The organism is Streptococcus sp. 3.1, from assembly GCF_016648915.1.
In the GTDB taxonomy this organism is placed as follows: Bacteria; Bacillota; Bacilli; order Lactobacillales; family Streptococcaceae; genus Streptococcus; species Streptococcus salivarius_E.
The window spans coordinates 48,003-67,915 of the sequence record NZ_JACLQV010000012.1; the positions used below are offsets into that span (position 1 = coordinate 48,003).

Genomic DNA, 19,913 nt, shown 5'->3' on the forward strand with positions numbered 1-19,913 from the left:
AAACATGGTGATTACCATGTTTTTTTCTTTTAATTATGGTATAATGTAAGCGTTTAAAAATATAAAGGAGATTGCTATGTCTTACACTGAAAATTATCAAAAATGGCTCGACTTCGCTGAATTGCCTGCTTACCTTCGTGATGAGTTGGTCGCAATGGATGAAAAAACGAAAGAAGATGCCTTCTATACCAACCTTGAATTCGGTACAGCTGGTATGCGTGGATTGATTGGTGCTGGTACTAACCGCATTAACATTTACGTTGTTCGCCAAGCAACTGAAGGTTTGGCCCAATTGATTGACTCAAAAGGGGAAGAAGCTAAAAAACGTGGTGTTGCTATCGCTTACGATAGCCGTCACTTCTCTCCAGAATTTGCTTTTGAATCTGCTCAAGTTTTGGCTGCTCACGGTATCAAATCTTATGTATTTGAAAGCCTACGTCCAACACCTGAATTGTCATTTGCTGTTCGTCATCTCCACACATTTGCTGGTATCATGGTAACAGCTAGCCACAACCCTGCTCCATTTAATGGATACAAGGTTTATGGTGAAGACGGTGGACAAATGCCACCTGCAGATGCTGATGCTTTGACAGATTACATCCGTGCTATCGAAAATCCTTTCACTGTGCAATTGGCTGACCTTGAAGAAAGCAAAGCTAGCGGCTTGATTGAAGTTATCGGTGAAAACGTCGACGCTGAATACTTGAAAGAAGTGAAAGGCGTTAACATTAACCAAGACTTGATCAATGAATACGGTCGTGACATGAAGATTGTCTACACTCCACTTCATGGTACTGGTGAAATGTTGGCTCGTCGTGCTCTTGCACAAGCTGGATTTGAAGCTGTTCAAGTTGTTGAAGCTCAAGCTGTTCCAGATGCTGACTTCTCAACTGTTAAATCTCCAAACCCTGAAAACCAAGCTGCCTTTGCTCTTGCTGAAGAACTTGGTCGCAAAGTAGACGCTGATGTATTGGTTGCAACTGACCCAGATGCTGACCGCCTTGGTGTTGAAATCCGCCAACCAGATGGATCTTACCTCAACCTTTCTGGTAACCAAATCGGAGCTATCATTGCTAAATATATTCTTGAAGCTCACAAAACAGCTGGTACACTTCCTGCAAATGCTGCCCTCTGTAAATCAATCGTATCAACTGAGTTGGTGACTAAGATTGCAGAAAGCTACGGCGCAACTATGTTTAACGTCTTGACTGGTTTCAAATTTATCGGTGAGAAAATCCATGAATTTGAAACACAACACAACCACACTTACATGCTTGGTTTCGAAGAAAGCTTCGGTTACCTCATCAAACCATTCGTACGTGACAAAGACGCTATCCAAGCTGTTCTTATCGTTGCTGAAATCGCAGCTTACTACCGCTCACGTGGCATGACTTTGGCAGATGGTATCGAAGAAATCTACAAACAATACGGCTACTTCGCAGAAAAAACAATCTCTGTTACCCTCTCAGGTGTTGACGGAGCTGCTGAAATCAAGAAAATCATGGATAAATTCCGTGGTAATGCTCCTAAACAATTCAACAACACAGACATTGCTAAGACAGAAGACTTCTTGGAACAAACAGCTACTACTGCTGACGGCGTTGAAAAATTGACAACTCCTCCAAGTAACGTGCTTAAATACATCTTGGCTGATGATTCATGGTTTGCCGTTCGTCCTTCAGGTACAGAACCAAAAATCAAATTCTACATCGCTACAGTTGGTGAATCTGAAGCAGATGCTAAAGAAAAAATTGCTAATATCGAAGCAGAAATCAATGCTTTCGTAGGCGAATAATATTTAAGACTTAGAGCTAAGCTCTAAGTCTTTTTTATACACGACAATACTAGGATTGTAAGCAAGTCACCCATTTTACTACTCGAAACAAGCAACCACCTATAGACTAATCTATAGGTGGTAGTTTTATGATTTAATTATAGAGCGCTAACTTGTGAATGATGCTTAAACAAGGAATGAGTAGCTCCATGAATATGACGAGCGGTCTCTGCATTATTCATGGTGTAGAGGTGAACGCCTGCAACATCTTGCGTAACAAGATCGACAATCTGGTCAATAGCATAGGCAAGACCTGCCGCTCTAAGTGACTCAGGATCATGCTCATACTTATCCAAAATGGCACGGAACTTACGTGGTAAATGGATATTCTCACAAGTCTTAAGCAAACGTAGGGCTTGGTTACGATTCAAAATAGGCATAATACCCGCATGAATTGGTACATCAATTCCAGCCAAGGTACATTTATCTTGAAAATCATAGAAACGTTCATTGTCAAAGAAGAGTTGAGTTACAAGGCTAGAACAACCTGCATCAACCTTTTTCTTAAGGTTTTGGATATCAGAGATTTGATTTGGCGAATCTGGATGCCCTTCAGGATAGCAGGCACCGATGATATCAAATTGAGGAGCTTCTTCCTTAATAAACTCAATCAAATCAGTGGCATATCTAAAGTCTTTAAGAGGTTCCACACCAGGAATGATATCACCACGTAGGGCTAAGATACGGTGTACACCAACAGCATCCAAGTCACGTAAGGTATCAGCAACCTTTTCTTTACTCAAATAGATAGCCGGAAGGTGGGCAATCGTTGGGATGGCTAGGTCATTTTGAATATGATCTGCCAAAGGAACCGTCGTCTCTTTGATATTATATTTGTTATTACTAGCTGTCACACTGATAAAGTGTGGAGCCAATCCTTGCATATCCTCAAGGGCACGTAGAATTTTTTCATTACCCACTGCTGGGTTGGGTGGAAATACTTCAAAAGAGAGTGATGGTGTTTGGCTTGTCATATTTTATACCTTCTTCTTTTTAGATTTTTGTTAAGACAAAAGCAGTTTTAAGTGTCTACTGACTTCATAAGTAGCGTACACTTGTTAATCATAGCCTGCTTGCAAAAATCTTTAGAATATTATTAGCTATTGAAAACCTTCTACACTTAAGGAAGAAGGTCTTCAACGTATGATAACTTCTGCTTACAAGTTTTCGCGAGCTGCTTTTGCAGCTTCTACAAGCTTGATCAAGCTTTCTTTAGTTTCTTTGATTCCGCGAGTCTTCAAACCACAGTCAGGGTTAATCCAGACTTTACCACTTGGTACTTTAGCCAAGATTGCTTCGATAGTGTGGTCAATTTCACCGTCTTGTGGGACACGTGGTGAGTGGATATCGTAAACCCCAGGTCCAACTTCTGTTTGGAAGTTTTGTGCTTTAAGTTCATCCAAGATTTCAAGATTTGAACGACTAGCTTCAAATGAGATAACGTCAGCATCCAAGTTGTCGATGGCTGGGATGATATCTGTAAATTCTGAGTAACACATGTGAGTATGGATTTGTGTGTCTGGTGCTACAGTTGAGTGTACCAAACGGAAAGCTGGAATTGCCCAGTCGAGGTAATCCTCATACCAGTCACTACGACGGAGTGGCAATTTTTCACGAAGAGCGGCTTCATCAATTTGGATAATTTTCACGCCTGCAGCTTCAAGGTCAAGCACTTCGTCTTTGATTGCAAGAGCAATTTGAAGAGTTGAATCCTTAATAGAGATGTCCTCACGTGGGAATGACCAGTTAAGGATAGTTACAGGTCCAGTCAACATACCTTTAACAGGTTTATCTGTACGGCTTTGTGCGTAGCTAGACCATTTAACAGTGATTGGGTTAAGACGAGTGACATCACCCCAAATGATTGGTGGTTTAACCCCACGCATACCGTATGATTGAACCCAACCATTTTTAGAGAAGAGGTAACCTGACAAGTTCTGACCGAAGTACTCAACCATGTCATTACGTTCAAACTCACCATGAACAAGAACGTCAAATCCAACTTCTTCTTGCCATTTAATCCATTCATCAGTGATTTCAGCAAGGAAAGCATCGTATTCTTCTTGTGATAATTCATTCTTACGGAAAGCCAAACGTTTAGCACGAACATCCTTAGTTTGAGGGAATGAACCGATAGTTGTTGTTGGAAGCAATGGAAGTTTGAAAGCATCCTTTTGAATCTCTTCACGTTCTGCAAACGCTGGCAAACGAGTGTAATCAGCTTCAGTCAAACCTGCAATACGAGCACGAAGCTCAGCATTTTCACCAACACGCTCAGTCGCAAAGAGTTCTTTGTTAGCAGCAAGTTCTTCTGCACCTTGACCATTGCGGATGGCATCCAAGTCACGCAATTCACCCAATTTTTCAACCGCAAAGGCGAAGTGGTCCAAAATAGCTGGTTCAAATTCTTCATTAGCAGTTGTAAATGGTACGTGGAGAAGTGAGCAAGAGGTTGTCAAAACAACATTTTCAGCTGGAACTTGTTCAAGAATTGCGAGGCTCTTCTCGTAGTTGTTACGCCAGATGTTTTTACCATTGACGATACCGGCATAGAGAATCTTATCAGCTGGGAAACCACCTTTAACCAATTCAAGTGTTTTCTTACCTTCAACAAAGTCAAGACCAATCGCATCTACTGGCAATTTCACAAGGTCAGCATAGACGTCACGAACGTCACCAAAGTAAGTTTGAATCAAAACTTCAAGGCCTTTCTTATCAGCCAAGAGCTTGTTGTAGAGGTTCAAGAAGAGAGCTTTTTCTTCAGATGTCAAATCTTTAACAAGAGCTGGCTCATCGAGTTGAATACGAGTAGCACCAAGCTCTGCCAATTTTTCAAAAACATCTTGGTATGCAGAAACAAAGCTATCTACGAAGTCTTCAGCTTTTACACCATCTTCAAAGTCAGACAATTGAAGGAAAGTGAATGGTCCAACCACAACTGGACGTGTATTAAGACCCAATTCTTTTGCTTCTTGGTACTCATCAAAAATCTTGTGACCAGCAAGTTTAACTTCTGTTGTTTTTTCAAATTTAGGAACGATGTAATGGTAGTTAGTATTAAACCATTTTTTCATAGGAAGGGCACGAACATCCCCTTTTTCACCTTGGTAACCACGCGCCAAGGCAAAGTAACGTTCAAGATCTGTCAAATCCAAGTTTTGAACAGATTCAGGTACGACGTTGAAAAGGAAAGCTGCATCAAGGAAGTTATCGTAATGTGAAAAATCATTTGAAGGAATTTCAGTGATACCCTTCTCTTTAACAATATTCCAGTGTTTTGCACGCAAGTCTTTGGCTGCTGCTAAAAGTTCATCTGCAGTAATTTCATTTCTAAAGTATTTTTCTGTTGTAAATTTTAATTCGCGGAATTCACCCAAACGTGGGAAACCAATGATAGTAGTTGACATCTTGTGTCCTCCTCTTTGTTGTTGAACCTATCTTACCAAAGAAATGGGTAGCTGTATAATTGCTATTAGTTTTCTCTATATATAGTTTTAGACTATACCCTATAAAATAAAGGGTTACCGACTTCTGTTATCTCCTTTTGCTTAGATATTGTTATAGCTAATAACTATATATTAACTTACTAAATCCCTTTTTATATCAAAAAATCCCTAAACTTTTGTCTAGAGACTCTATTATTTACTAGGATTAGAACACTAAGCTCTATAAGTGCTCAGTACCCTCTCTTGAAGCCAAGATGATGTATAAGACATATTCTCACTATTGTAACTATTCCAAATAAAATAACCAAAAATAGCCAATACTAATAAGAAACAAATTCCCAAAACGGCTAACCATATGATTTGTTTCTTTAAGCTATCATACTCACTCATATAGCCATTATGAAGTTTAATGAGTTCATTTCTTTTTTTGTTACTTGACTCTTTAGCAATAGCTATTTCTAGCTCGTACATCTGGTGCTTCCATGAATTCTTAGAAGTGCCTTTTTTCATTTTATTGTTTGAAAGGCTGCTGTTGCCCTTCTCAAAGTTATTTTTTTCAGTCATATTTCCCTCTAAAATCTTCTTTTAGTCCCTATCATTATAACATATGTAAAACTGTCTGAAAAGTTCATTTTTGGTTAAAATTTTGAGAAAGATAATTAAAACATGAAAAAGAACCAGAGGGAAACTTCTTATGTTATACTCTAAGTATGCATAAGAAAACTGTTATTGATTTTAAAGAACTTGGTGTCAGACAAATCTTTACAGACGCCATTAAAGAACTAAAAACAAAGGACATTAAGGAAGTCAAACCCCTTTTAGATGAACTCGAAGCCTATCAAAATGAAGGTTATTATGCAGTAGGTTATGTTTCCTATGAAGCAGCCCCTGCCTTCGAGACAAAATTTCAGGTTATTGATGGTCCATTAATGTCTGAGTATCTCCTCTACTTCACTGTTCATGAAACTGTTCAAACAGAGCCTATTCCACTTACTTATGACCCTATTACCTTACCAAAGTCTTGGCAAGAGCTAACTTCTGCTGAGGAATACAAGGCTGCTATTGAGCATATACACCACCATATTCGACAAGGTGATACTTATCAGGTCAATTATACTGTTCAACTTCAACAGAACCTGACAGCTGATCCCTTTGCCATCTACAATCGATTGGTTGTTGAGCAAAATGCCCATTACAATGCCTTTATTCAGCACGATGATGTTTCTATCATTTCTATAAGTCCAGAACTCTTCTTTAAAAAAGATGGAGATAAGTTGACTACTCGTCCTATGAAAGGTACTACCAATCGAGGTTTAACAACTGAAACTGACCTTGCACAAGCAAGATGGCTAGCTCAGGACCAAAAAAATCGCTCTGAAAATATGATGATTGTTGATCTTCTTAGAAATGACATGAATCGTATTTCTAAAATAGGAAGTGAAGATGTTAAGAGCCTTTGCCAAGTTGAACAATACACTACAGTTTGGCAAATGACTTCGACAATTGAAACGCAACTCCTGACAAATAGAAGTTTATGCGATGTCTTCCAAGCCCTTTTTCCATGTGGATCGATTACAGGTGCCCCAAAAATAGCAACCATGGAGATTATTAAGAAGGTTGAAAAACAGCCTCGAGGTGTTTATTGTGGAGCTATTGGAATCTTGGTGCCACAGGGACCTAGTATTTTCAACGTAGCCATTCGGACACTACAAATGGAAGAAACCAAGGCTATCTATGGTGTCGGAGGGGGGATTACCTGGGACAGTAACTGGGAATCCGAATACGAAGAAACCAAGCAAAAAGCTGCTGTTCTATACCGTCAGAACCCAAAATTTGATCTCATTTCTACCGGTCGTATTCATCAAGGAAAACTTCTCTTTCTGGAGGAGCATATAAAACGTTTACAAGAGAGTAGCCGATACTTTGACTATCCTTTCAATGCAGAAAAAGCGCACTATCAAGTCGAAGCTCTGTGCCAATCACTAGACCTTAACACAGACTACCGTCTTAAATTGTCCCTTAAAAAAGATGGTGAACTGAAGTTTGAACATAGCCAATTAACAAACTTATCTGATGACTTTTGCCAAGCAAGATTAGTTGAGCAAAGACATCCGTTGGATAGCCCCTATACCTTCTTTAAAACAAGTTACCGTCCTCACCTTAGTATCGAACCTCACGAACAAATCTATTATAATCACGAGGGACAACTCCTAGAAACCTCTATCGGTAACATCGTTCTTAAAATCGAAGACCAACTCTACACACCACCAGTTCACCTCGGCCTCTTAAATGGCATCTACAGACAAAGTCTTATAGCTGAAAATAAGCTAAAAGAAAAGGTCCTGACTGTAAAAGATCTGAAACAGGCTCAGGCCATCTACGGATGTAATGCGGTGAGAGGGTTGTATGAATTGAAGGTGGAGAAATAAATCAAAAAAACTGTACAATTTTTACTATTCTATATGTAAACTAATGAACCATTACATAGAAAGGTATTGATATGACCTATCAATTAAAACTAAATGATTTTGTAAATATAATCGAAAATAAATCAAGCTTTAATCCAGATGATCTGATTCATATCTGTAAACGATACAAGAATCCTAAAAGAGACTATCTCTTTGTTAATAAATATCAAGCTAAACATTATCCTAGCCAAGCCAATACAACAATTCAGCTTTTTAAAGAACTTTACGAACAAATTAAAGATCATTTAAGTTCACAAGAACGCATACTCATCATCGCCTTTGCCGAGACTGCTACTGCCATCGGTCAAGCCATCATGCATTTTTGTTTGGAAAATGATGACCTAAACGCCATTTTCTACCTACAAACAACTCGAGAAGATTTGGATACAACTATCCAAACACTTTCATTTGAAGAAGAACATTCTCACGCAACAAATCAGAAATTGTATTACCGTGAGGTCATTCCTGAGTATGACACTATTTTGTTTATTGAAGATGAAATTACGACAGGAAATACTATTCTTAACTTCATTACTGAATTTAAAAAATTGAATAAAAGAACTAAGTATGCAGTGGCTTCCATCCTTAACTGGCAAAATATGGCTCATGCTTCTACTTATAAAGAAGAAAATATCGACACTATCTACTTGATTAAGGGACACCTTAAGGATGATGTTCCAACCATTTCTATCGATTATCAGAGTCTTCCCGAGAACAACTTGGATCAAAATGAAAAGGTTACCTTATCTTCTAAAAATAATCCACGTCTTGGATTAACTCAAACTGAATTCAGAAATTACAGCAAGTCTCTTGAGACTCTCATTTCTAAGTTAGATGACTCCCCACTAGATCGAGACTCGTATGAAGTAAGAGTAATCGGAACTGAAGAAAATATGTGGCTTCCAATTCTCCTTGCACAAGAAATTGGTGCGAAGGTTCGTTCAACGACACGAAGTCCTATAGCTATCTCAACTGAGGATAATTACCTCATCAAAAATGCTATTCATCTCCCTAGCGCATATGATAGCCAACGATCAACATACCTTTACAATGTAACTGAGGAAGTTGACCGCTACATCGTCGTCTACGAAGAAATGACAAAGGCTTTTGAAGATTCCATCAAGGAACAATTACAGCCATACTCAAGACAAGAAATTATTTTTATCCAACAATAAAACAAATATAAATAGGAGGAAACGCATGCGTTTTGTTCGCACCAGTTACCCAGCAGAAAGTGTAACTTTCTTACTACAAGATGTTAAAGGAAGAGTCCCCATCTTAGATACTGCAGAACGTGAAAAATTAAACCAGCAAGGTATCCATTATTCTGAAATGCTTCCTTTAGAATACGCACCTACAAAAACTTACATGGACCTTTACTTTAATAGCTTAGACCAACTCTCTTTTGAAACAGCATCTGCCACAGTCGCTCTTGCTGAAAAATTATGGAGTTCAAAAGGACCTGAACTTGTTCTAGTTTCACTTGCCAGAGCAGGAACACCTATCGGCATTCTCGTTCAACGTTATCTCAAAGCTAGATACGGGGTAACGCCACCGCACTACAGTATCTCAATTATACGTGGGAAGGGGATTGACTCAGCAGCTATGCATTATATCGTTGATCGTCATTCTGCTGAAAATATTCAATTTATAGACGGTTGGGTCGGTAAAGGAGCCATTAATACTGTTTTAGATGAAGCCTGTCAAAAACTTCGAGCTCAAAAGAATTTTCAAAAACTTGATAGTGAACTTGCCGTATTGAGTGATCCAGCATCGGTAACAAAGCTTTATGGAACTAGACAAGATTTCCTTATCCCAAGTGCATGTCTTAATGCAACAGTTAGCGGTCTTGTTAGTCGAACAGTTAAATTACCAACTATGACTGAGGACGAATTTCATGGAGCTATTTTTTATGAAGAAAACTTAGCTATTGATCAGTCAAACGCGTTTTTAGAAACCGTTGAAAAGCACTTTAATAATTGCGACCCCAACTATTTCTCTCCTTCCTCAGAAGAGTTAAATGAAGACTTTAAGGGTATAGATGAAGTAAAACGTATCGCGAAAGACTTTAAAATTAAAGATATCAATAAAATCAAGCCTGGTGTTGGTGAAACAACTCGTGTTCTACTTAGACGCGTACCTGATCGGATTCTCATTCGCAAAGATGCTAATCCCAAATATCTCCAACATATTTTACAACTCGCAGAAGAAAAACAAGTTCCTGTTGAATATTATCCACTTGAAAAGTACAATGTTTGTGGCATCATTAAAGAGCTAGCAGATCTATAATCCATCAACAATTATGAAAATCATTATAGTTCGTGTTTTATCTTGACACCGCTTTAATGAATACATAGAATAGTAGTATCTTGAATAAGTTCTATATAAAGATATAGCTTATTTGGGAAAAGACTCATTGTGCCGGAAGGGGGTGACTAAATGAGTCTAAGCCTCCAACAGATTCCATTTGAACTTTGGAGAAGAAAATCGGAAAGAAAGGGCATTCGTCCACAATTTAACCCCGTCTTCACTTCCTACATCGGTGTGGAAAATCAAGGGAAATATAACGATGTCCTTGCAACGATTTATTCAAAAATTCAGGCTGATCCTCACCATACTATCTTTTTTGATGGTGAGATCCTCCTAGATGTAGATTTCGACTTCATTAATGCTATAAAAAATGAACTTGCCAATATGGATGTGACACAACTCTCAAAGCAAGATATCACTCTTTTTGAGAACTCTGATTTGAATCATGTTTTTTTAAATGCTTTTGAATATGTCGTCAATCTTGCCATAAGACAAGAAAATTTTTTAAACGATAGTGTTAAAAACAACTTTATCTGTAAACTATTACTTTATGCTCACTTATATATACAGAACTTAGATTATTCTGAATTAGATTTTCATGCAAACCATAGCTTCTACTATGGTGATATTTCGCGTCATGATATTTATTTTCTAATGCTCCTCTTTATAATGGGGTTTGATGTTATTTATATTAATCCATTGCGAGAGTGCGAGTACTGGAAAGAAATCGACTCAGATAAGCTCTGTAAAAAACATAAGAATTCACAAATATTACCCATTCAAAGTTTTCTTCAACGAGCCTCTGAAGGTCATATCATTGAAGAAAATCGCTCAATTACTTTAGAATTGGAAGAGCAAATTGAAAAAGAGCTATTCTCAAATTCAGGTATCTATCGTCCTTGGCAATTTCGTAATGGTACGACTTCTCCGATTTTTTTCAATGGTACCTTAATCGATCTTGAACAAAACTGGAAAGCCCCAGCAAAACTCAGACAAGGCTTTAAAACACAAGGGAAAACCGTCTATATTCCTACTTTCTTCTTTGAAATTGAAGGTGAATATAAGAATTCAGACGAATATGCAAACCTCATTAAAACCTGTATAGAGCATCCAAATAGTCTATTTCTATCCTCAACAGCTAACTTCAATCTCATTAGTCCAGGTGTTGAAGAATCCGATAAGTTTCAATTGACATTTTGTCAACTAAGCAATGGTAAGTTTGATATAGAAGAAATCATGAAGTTGCCTTTCTATCGTTATTCATCATATAATGATGAAACTGAAAAATTCATCCTTTCAAAGATCAATGAGACTATTGATGACCATCGTTTCTTTAAAAAACCGATTTCTTCCAAAGAAGAAATTTTGGACTTTGCTATGATGATATTAATGTTAGATAAAAAAATCATCAGAACTATTGACAGTTTCGATTTTACCAACGATATTCCCAAACTAGTTATTTTTCTAGAAGAGGAGGAACAAATTTCAAAACGTCAGGCTTATTTAATTGCTTACCTTAATAAAATTGGATTTGATATTGTCATCTTTTCACCAGCTGGTTTATCTAACTTAAATAGTTATATTCAAAGTGATTACTTTAATTCCATCCGTTTAGATAAAATAAACTATGAGCGACGACTATCAGATTTAAAATACAAACAGAGGAAACAGAACTTTTTTAGTAAATTTTTTAGTTAAGGAGACTATCAATGGCTATTAATACCGGAGAATTCGGTGCTACTACGACCGAATCACCTACAAATGAGATGCAGATGACACAACCAGAAGTCTTAACAGACAATGTTGCTTATAAGCAACGTCTGCGAGCTCTTCCAGAGGTTCAAAATCTAACCAATGAAATAGATATCACAAATGTTAATTCCATCCTTGCATTTGGTCAAAAACCTAGCGAGGGAATCTCTCAAACTTCAGATATGCTACTGTCTTCGATGCAACGCGTTAATACTGAAGAAGCCTCTCGTATGCTGACACAACTTACAAAGATTATGGATAAGTTCGACATCAAAGAGCTCGAAAATCCAGAAAACGCATCTATGCTTCAAAAGTTATTTGGCAAGATTAAAAATTCCATTGATAAATTGTTTGCCAAATATGAAGATATGGGAAAAGAAGTTGACAAGATTTATGTGATTTTAAAACAATATGAATCTCAAATTCATCAAACACAAGAAGATCTTGAAAAGCAATATCGTACTAATGTTACATATTATGAAGAACTCGAGAAGTATATCGTAGCTGGAGAGCTCGCTCAAGAAGAAATCGAAGCTTATCAAGCACAAATGATGCAACGAACCGATCTTACTGAACAAGAAAAGCAGACTCAACAACAGAAACTACAAATGATTAAGGATATGCTAAACCAGCGTACTTATGACTTGCAGATTGCTGAAAATGTTGCAATGCAAACTTGTCCCATGATACAGACGATGCAGATGGCCAACTTTAATCTTATGCGTAAGATTAATTCATCATTTATTATCACCTTGCCAATTTTCAAACAATGTTTAGTACAGGCTATTCAACTAAAACGACAAGAAATCCAAGCGAAATCAATCAGTCAATTAGATGAAAAAACGAATGAGCTTCTACTACGTAACGCTCAAAATACAGCAACTCAGTCTGTAAATATTGCTCGAATGGCTGGTGGTAGTGCGGTGCAGATTGAAACCCTACGATCAACCTATGAAACAATCAAAAAAGGTATCGATGAAACCAAACAAATTAGTCAACAAATTGCTGAAAAACGCAAGACTGATTCCGTTGAGTTGGAAAATATGAAGGCGGATATGGCTGAAAAAGGGTTTATTAGCGCGCATTAATTATATGGAGGGAAATTATTATGGATTTCACAAGACTTAATAATGGTTCGCAACCATCACTTAATTTATCAAAAGGTAATGTGCTTGACCTTACTAAACAAGCACCAGCACTCAAGAACTGTGTTCTAGGTGGTGGTTGGGATATGGCCGTTGCTGGACCCACTGCAGACCTTGATTTGGCAGCTTTTCTTATTGAAGATAGTGGACGTGTGACACAAGTTCCACAAGACGTCATCTTCTTTAACAATATGTCTGCTCCTGGAATTCGACTCGAAGGAGATAACCGTACTGGTGAAGGTGACGGTGATGATGAACGTATCCAAATTAATTTAGATACCATCGAACCACGAATCACTCGTATTATCTTCTTCATGACAATTTTTGAAGCCGTTAGCAAAAAGCAAACTTTTGGTATGATCAAAAATGCTTTTGTTCGCTTGCTTGATGCAGATAATAATGATGCTGAAATTTGCCGTTATCAGTTAACCGATAACTATTCTGCAGATACTGCTGTTACAGCCTGTTCCTTAAACCGTGGACCAAACGGTTGGCAATTTGAAGCTATTGGTGAGGGAACAATTGCTGACCTCAATGGACTTTTGTCTCGCTATATGTAATACACTTAGGAAAGGAAACTATTATGGGACTTTTTGATAAACTACTTGGAAATAATTCAAACACACCAACAAACAATGGGCCTGAAGCGCCAGCACCGACTTTTGAGACTCTTTCTCAATCTTCACAAAGTCAAGGACGTGAAGTAAGCCTTGACCTTAATAAGCCAGGTATCCTTAATCTCCAAAAGAACGATTTCTTGAATCTTTCTAAGACACAGTCTACTTTAGAGAATATTCGAGTTTCTGCTGGTTGGGATGTACAAACAAAATTATTTGGTTCAGATTTTGACCTTGACCTTGTAGCTTATCTCTTAGATGATTCAGGTCGTCTAACTCAAAAAGCTACAAATGTTGTCTATTATGGTGATAAATCCTCTCAAGGTATCCACTTGGATCACGATAACCTTACTGGAGCAGGTGATGGTGACGACGAAAATATGTTCGTAAACTTTAATCAAGTCTCATCAGATGTCAAACAAATTGTTGTTGCGGTTGTTATTTACTCTGGTAAAGAACGTAAACAAAACTTTGGTCAAGTACGTAATGCATATGTTCGTTTAGTTGATGAATCACAACGTCCAGAACGTGAATTGGTTCGTTTCAACCTTACAGAAGACGGTGGTAATGCAACTGCAGTTAAATTTGCTGAGTTGAACCGTACTGATAACGGTTGGACATTTAAAGCCGTAGGTGATTATTTCAAAGCATCTATTGGTGAACTCGCAAAAGCATATCAATAATTTAATGTAAAGGAAGAAGAAAAATGGCTATTAATTTTACAAGTTTGGGTGGAGAAGTTTCAACACCAACTGAAGTCACACCTACACAATCTGGAATCTCACTAAATCTCGAAAAAAATACGGTCCTAGACCTTGCCAAAGCTGCACCTAGCCTCAATAATGTTGATTTATGTGCTGGTTGGGATATTGCTGTAAGTGGTGTCGACTTCGATTTAGACATCTCTGTTTTCTTATTAAATGAAGCAGGTAAGATTACTTCTGCTTCTGACGTTGTCTTCTACAATAATCCAGTAGCAAATGGTATTCAATTAAACGGGGATAATCGTACCGGTGCAGGCGAAGGTGATGACGAAACCATCACTCTAAATCTTCAAGCTGTCTCACCAACAGTTAATAAGATTGTCTGTGCTGTAACCATTGACCAAGCAGTCGCACGTCGTCAAACATTTGGTATGGTAAATAACTCATACGTACGACTTGTGAATAAGGATACTGGTTCTGAACTATGTAAATTCCAATTAAAAGATGACTACTCTACTGATACAGCTGTTGTATTTGCCGAATTAGTACGTAATGGTGCTAGCTGGGCATTTCACGCTATTGGTCAAGGAAAACAAGCTGACCTTAATGGAATCGCAGCTCTTTTCAGTTAATAATAGAATTCTTTAGTTATCAAGATACTTATTTTTACTAAAAACACCTCAGAAAGTATTAATTCTCTAAAGAATATTTCTAGAAAGGATACAAACCTTAAATGAAAAAATTTAAAGGCTTGACTTCTGCTGAAGTTCAAGCAAGTAAAAACGCCCATGGCGATAATAGGCTCTCTAGTAAAGAGGCTAACTCGCTCCTCTCAATCTTTATCGAAGCCTTCCAAGATCAATGGATTCTTATCCTCTTGGCTGCCTTAGGATTAAAAATCATCTTCAACTTTGTTGGAATGATTTTCCCTGCTATTGGTGAAGCTAATTGGTACGAAGCTATCTCACTAATTTTCGCCATTTTTATGTCTACTGGATTCTCAGCAGTCTCACAATACCGAAATGAGCAAAAGTTCAACACTCTTCAGGAAGAGGCTTCGAAAACTAATGCAAAAGTTTATCGTGATGGTAAACTTAAAGAGGTTCTCGTTGATGATATTGTAAAAGGTGATCAGATTCTCCTTCAATCAGGAGACAAGATTCCAGTTGATGGTATCATCTTGGAAGGTGAGTTAAAAGTCAACCAAGCTGTCCTTAATGGTGAAAGTGAAGATGCTAAAAAACTTCCTCTTGGTGATCAAAAAGAGCCAGACTCTTCAGACCTCTTTACAGAGCTCAAAGTCTTCCGTGGTACAGTTGTTACTTCGGGTGAAGCTGTTATGGAAGCTACTCAAATTGGTGATAACACCGTTCTTGGAAGCATCAATACTTCTCTTCAAGAAGATAGTAAAGATTCACCATCTAAAGAGAAACTTAACAAGCTTGCTGGTAATATCGGTGTCCTCGGTTATAGTGCAGGTGCTGCATACTCAGTAATCAACCTTGTATTAGGCTTTATTGCCCTTAATAAGGCTAATAACCTCAATGGTGGTTCAATCTTCCTTCTTATCATTGAAACGATTCTCTTTGCAGTTACAATCATCATCATGGCTGTTCCAGAAGGTCTCCCAATGATGTTGGCACTCGTTTCTTCAATGAACTCAGGTCGACTTTTAGCACAAAATATCTTGGTTCGCCATCCTGATACCATTGAAACAGCTGGATACATGAATATCCTCTTCAGTGATAAGACTGGTACCATCACAGAAGGCAAACTATCTGTAGTTGACTTTTTCCTTGCTGATGGAACACTTTATGCGGCTACTGGTGAAACTGAGGCACCTGATTTTGACACAATGTCAGATAGCCTTAAAGCTGAAATGATTAATGGTATCGGTCTTAACAACGATGCCATGGTAGCTGATGGCAGTGCTGTTGGTAGTAACGCCACTGACCGTGCACTTCTTGATTTCCTTATTGGTCGTTCTCAACTTGATTTCGATACGAATACAATTACTGAGAAGCAACAATTCAACTCAGCAACAAAATTCGCAAGTGTAACAACTAAGGACGGAAAAACATACATCAAAGGTGCTCCAGAATTCATCCTAAATGACTGCTACTACTATCTTGATAAAGATGGTAATAAACAAAACTTTACAGATGATATTAAAGCTCGTTTCCAAGAATTGTCATTGGAACAAGCTAACCGTTCAATGCGTTTGCTTGCTATCCTCAATACAGATGGTAATGATAAAGTCTTGATTGGTATCGTATGTATCCGTGATAACGTTCGTTCTTCAATTAAACAAACTGTTGAAACAATGAACCGTGCGGGTGTTCAAGTAGTTATGGTAACTGGTGACCGTAAAGAAACCGCTGTTGCTATCGCTAAAGAAGCCGGTATCGTTACTGGAGAAAATGACCTTGTCCTTACTCACGATGAACTCTCTGCCCTCTCAGATCAAGAACTTAAACAACAATTGCCTCACTTAAAAGTAGTAAGTCGTGCCCTTCCAATGGATAAAAAACGTCTTATTGAGGCAGCTCAAGACCTTGATATGGTCGCTGGTATGACAGGTGATGGGGTCAATGACTCACCTGCCCTTAAATCAGCTGATGTCGGTTTCTCAATGGGTGATGGTACAGAAGTTGCACGTGAAGCTTCAGATATCGTTATCTTGAATAACTCATTGACTTCGATTGAAAAAGCCGTCCTCTATGGACGTACTATGAGTAAGTCAGTAAGTAAATTCATTATCTTCCAGTTAACCGTAAACGTGACGACTATTGCCATGTCACTTCTCTCACCACTTTTGGGCCTCAAAGAGCCATTTACAATTATCCAAATTCTCTGGATTAACCTTATCATGGACACACTTGCTGCCCTTGCATTTGGTGAAGAGCCTACGCTAGACCGTTATATGAATGAAAAACCAGTTCCTAAGAAGGCAAACATTCTTACTGGATATATGAAATCTGCTATTGGTGTAGCTAGCGTCTTCATTACTCTTGTATGTTTAGCCATTCTTAAAAATGTTGGTGGTATCCAAGACTTTATCACAAATGGAACTGGCAACTTTGAAATGGTAACAACATTCACATTTACAGTATTTATCTATGCTGTCATCTTCAACTCACTTAACACACGTAGTAATGGATTCAATATTTTTGAACATATCGGCGAAAACAAGAAATTCTCAATTGTAATGATTTCTATTGCTGTCGTTCAAACCTTGATTATTCAATTCGGTGGTAAAGTATTTAGTACCGTTCCAATGGATGTTGAACACTATATCGTTGCTCTTCTTATCGCAGTTTTGATTATCCCTGCAGATTTTATCCGTAAGGCTCTTACAAAGAATAAGTAACTAGTTGACTAAAGACTAAGTAACTTATAAAATAATACAGAGGATTAGGTTTTATTCCTAATCCTCTTTTTAAAAATAGGAAGGTGTCTTATGATTTTTGCAACCGACTTAGATCGCACAATTATTCATTCATCAAAATTCGTCGATAATGCTAGTCAAGTTAAATGCGTTGAAATACTAGATGATAAAGAAATTTCATATATGTCGCATTTAAGTATAGAACTGATTAATAAAATAAAAAATAATCCAAGTATTCAACTCATCCCAATAACAACACGTTCTTACGCGCAATTTAAGCGTGTACAGCCAGTTCAAAATCTTCCTTATGCTGTTGTCGCAAATGGAGGTATTATTCTCCATAACGGAGAGCCTCTACCAGAATGGGAGAAACACGTTGACTCAATATGTCGCCGTTTAGAGGATCAATATACAAACATACTTAAACTTTTAAATCAGTATAAGACACACTTAACAAAAGAACCTGTTCTTATTGATGATATCTTCTTTTTTACAAAAATTTCTGACGATAAAACTATCATCAATTACATCGATGAAGCTATGACTAGAGAACTAGATGGAACTGAGTGGACACATACCATCCAAGGACTCAAACTCTATATTATCCCTAAAAAGATATCAAAAGGGAATGCTCTACTCTTTCTAAAAGAAAAATTAGAAGAGGACTTTGTGATAACTGCAGGTGATGGTAAAATGGATCAAACCTTTTTACCTCTTGGCAATGTAAGATGTATTCCTAATCAAAGTGAAATTTATCATCTGTTAGATGATAAAGAAAAATATACCATCGTCCCAGAAGGTTTAGCTAGCGCAGAAAAAATTCTTCAGCTTGTTCTAGATTATTCTGTGTAAGAGGAGTTACAATGAAGTACAAATTGAACAACCTTGAATATAAAAAGTCCCCTCAAGATTTTTCAAAAAACACTCAAAAAGAATTACTACAGTATGCTGTTGGGCCACTTTTATATATTCCTGCTACACACGAAAAACTTCTATATTCCATACTTAAAACAACAGAAGCCTCAATCTGTATTGATCTAGAAGATGCCATTGGTGATAATACTGTGCAACAGGCTGAGTTAAATATTTTATCTTGTTTGCAACAATTAAAAGCTATGCTTGCATCTGGTGAAATCACTGTACAAGAATTACCATTAATTTTTATTCGTATAAGATCTTCACAACAGCTTAAAGATTTTGGAACAAAGTTAGGTAAACAGTTACTAAATTTAGTAACTGGCTTTAATCTCCCTAAATTTGATACAAGTTGTGCTCAAGATTACCTTACTGCATTTCATGAAGTTCAACACCTAAGCCAAGAGAATCTTTATTTCATGCCTATTTTTGAAACTGAAGCCATAATGAATAAAAAAGGCAGAATTGAAGAATTAGAAGCACTTTACCAGACACTAAAGCCTGTTCAACATTACATTCTTAATATAAGGGTTGGTGCAACAGATTTTTCAAATCTTTTCGGTATTCGCCGCACCATTAGTCAAACGATTCATATGGTTCAAGTTATTGAGGACTGTTTAGGGGATATTATTAATATCTTTGGTAAAGATTATGTCTGTTCCGCACCTGTCTGGGAATATTTTGGTTCTAACGACTCAGATTTTAAGGAAACTCCAGCATGGTTAACAGGCTTAAAAAATGAAATTGTGTTGGATCAACTTAATGGGTTTATTGGAAAAACATGTATACATCCTTCGCAACTTCAGGCTGTTCTTGAAAGTCTAGTTATTAGCGAAGAAAATTACGAGGATGCTCTCAAAATACTTGGTATGGATGAAACCCTTGTTGGTGTTACCAAAGGTCATATGGGAAATAAAATGAATGAAGTAAAAACTCATATCAAATGGGCCAAAAAAATGATTAATCTAGCAACCATTTATGGAGTACGAAAATCTAATTGATAATTAGTGAGTATAATTCAAATACTCCTTCTCTAATTACATAAAGTCACTAGTGTTTAACTAGTGACTTTTTTAATAGAAGCAACAATAAAAGGCTTATTTGTTCTGACCCCAAAAAGTTAGACAAATAATTTAAGCAAAGGATTTAGTTCTGTATTGTACAGGACTGAGTCCTTTTAGTTTTACCTTAATGCGTTTGTTGTTGTAATAATTAATATAGTCTACAATAGCTTGTTCCAAATGCTCAATTGACTTGAACGTCTTCTCATAACCATAAAACATCTCAGACTTAAGAATGCCAAAGAAGGATTCCATCATGCCGTTGTCTGGACT

Annotated in this window: 16 protein-coding genes; 12 read left to right on the plus strand and 4 right to left on the minus strand. The window is 37.4% G+C overall.

Annotated elements, in window-relative coordinates; genetic code table 11:
* Positions 1 to 76 precede the first annotated feature (76 nt).
* On the plus strand, positions 77 to 1,795 hold the full coding sequence (locus H7U02_RS07860; RefSeq protein WP_037600760.1) for a phospho-sugar mutase: 1,719 nt from the start codon (positions 77 to 79) through the stop codon (positions 1,793 to 1,795).
* A 137-nt stretch (positions 1,796 to 1,932) separates the two neighbouring features.
* Here the strand turns inward: H7U02_RS07860 and metF are convergent, their stop codons facing one another.
* The 3 genes from metF to H7U02_RS07875 all read right to left on the minus strand — a co-directional run bounded on the left by metF (position 1,933) and on the right by H7U02_RS07875 (position 5,844).
* The gene (gene metF, locus H7U02_RS07865; protein ID WP_013990458.1) at positions 1,933 to 2,808 is read right to left on the minus strand and encodes a methylenetetrahydrofolate reductase [NAD(P)H]; all 876 of its coding nucleotides are present in this window, start codon (positions 2,806 to 2,808) and stop codon (positions 1,933 to 1,935) included.
* Between the two features lie 183 nt (positions 2,809 to 2,991).
* Positions 2,992 to 5,241, minus strand: a complete 2,250-nt coding sequence (metE, locus tag H7U02_RS07870) for a 5-methyltetrahydropteroyltriglutamate--homocysteine S-methyltransferase (RefSeq protein WP_201041770.1) — start codon at positions 5,239 to 5,241, stop codon at positions 2,992 to 2,994.
* 252 nt (positions 5,242 to 5,493) lie between these two features.
* Positions 5,494 to 5,844 (minus strand): hypothetical protein, encoded by a 351-nt coding sequence (locus tag H7U02_RS07875; RefSeq protein ID WP_037600767.1) that lies wholly within the window; start codon positions 5,842 to 5,844, stop codon positions 5,494 to 5,496.
* Between the two features lie 146 nt (positions 5,845 to 5,990).
* Here H7U02_RS07875 and pabB point away from each other — a divergent pair, with 146 nt between their 5' ends.
* The 11 genes from pabB to H7U02_RS07930 all read left to right on the plus strand — a co-directional run bounded on the left by pabB (position 5,991) and on the right by H7U02_RS07930 (position 19,580).
* The gene (pabB, locus tag H7U02_RS07880) at positions 5,991 to 7,709 is read left to right on the plus strand and encodes an aminodeoxychorismate synthase component I (RefSeq protein ID WP_201041772.1); all 1,719 of its coding nucleotides are present in this window, start codon (positions 5,991 to 5,993) and stop codon (positions 7,707 to 7,709) included.
* Positions 7,710 to 7,780: 71 nt separating this feature from the next.
* Complete coding sequence (locus tag H7U02_RS07885; RefSeq protein WP_201043101.1) at positions 7,781 to 8,923, plus strand: phosphoribosyltransferase domain-containing protein; 1,143 nt, start codon at positions 7,781 to 7,783, stop codon at positions 8,921 to 8,923.
* A gap of 25 nt (positions 8,924 to 8,948) precedes the next feature.
* On the plus strand, positions 8,949 to 10,037 hold the full coding sequence (locus H7U02_RS07890) for a cysteine protease StiP family protein (RefSeq protein WP_201043103.1): 1,089 nt from the start codon (positions 8,949 to 8,951) through the stop codon (positions 10,035 to 10,037).
* Positions 10,038 to 10,187: 150 nt separating this feature from the next.
* On the plus strand, positions 10,188 to 11,756 hold the full coding sequence (locus tag H7U02_RS07895) for a YceG family protein (protein WP_201043105.1): 1,569 nt from the start codon (positions 10,188 to 10,190) through the stop codon (positions 11,754 to 11,756).
* Between the two features lie 11 nt (positions 11,757 to 11,767).
* Positions 11,768 to 12,898 (plus strand): toxic anion resistance protein, encoded by a 1,131-nt coding sequence (locus tag H7U02_RS07900; RefSeq protein WP_201043107.1) that lies wholly within the window; start codon positions 11,768 to 11,770, stop codon positions 12,896 to 12,898.
* A 20-nt stretch (positions 12,899 to 12,918) separates the two neighbouring features.
* On the plus strand, positions 12,919 to 13,515 hold the full coding sequence (locus H7U02_RS07905) for a TerD family protein (protein ID WP_048790424.1): 597 nt from the start codon (positions 12,919 to 12,921) through the stop codon (positions 13,513 to 13,515).
* 23 nt (positions 13,516 to 13,538) lie between these two features.
* The gene (locus H7U02_RS07910; protein WP_048790425.1) at positions 13,539 to 14,255 is read left to right on the plus strand and encodes a TerD family protein; all 717 of its coding nucleotides are present in this window, start codon (positions 13,539 to 13,541) and stop codon (positions 14,253 to 14,255) included.
* Positions 14,256 to 14,278: 23 nt separating this feature from the next.
* Positions 14,279 to 14,908, plus strand: a complete 630-nt coding sequence (locus H7U02_RS07915) for a TerD family protein (RefSeq protein WP_107373158.1) — start codon at positions 14,279 to 14,281, stop codon at positions 14,906 to 14,908.
* A 101-nt stretch (positions 14,909 to 15,009) separates the two neighbouring features.
* Positions 15,010 to 17,646, plus strand: coding sequence for a calcium-translocating P-type ATPase, PMCA-type (locus H7U02_RS07920; RefSeq protein ID WP_201043110.1), 2,637 nt, complete (start codon positions 15,010 to 15,012; stop codon positions 17,644 to 17,646).
* 90 nt (positions 17,647 to 17,736) lie between these two features.
* The gene (locus H7U02_RS07925; RefSeq protein WP_201043112.1) at positions 17,737 to 18,516 is read left to right on the plus strand and encodes an HAD family hydrolase; all 780 of its coding nucleotides are present in this window, start codon (positions 17,737 to 17,739) and stop codon (positions 18,514 to 18,516) included.
* An 11-nt stretch (positions 18,517 to 18,527) separates the two neighbouring features.
* Positions 18,528 to 19,580, plus strand: coding sequence for an HpcH/HpaI aldolase/citrate lyase family protein (locus H7U02_RS07930; RefSeq protein WP_201043114.1), 1,053 nt, complete (start codon positions 18,528 to 18,530; stop codon positions 19,578 to 19,580).
* A gap of 132 nt (positions 19,581 to 19,712) precedes the next feature.
* On the opposite strand, the gene H7U02_RS07935 is transcribed toward H7U02_RS07930, so the two are convergent.
* Positions 19,713 to 19,913 (minus strand): IS3 family transposase (locus H7U02_RS07935; protein WP_201043116.1); only part of this gene is annotated, 201 nt, incomplete at its 5' end.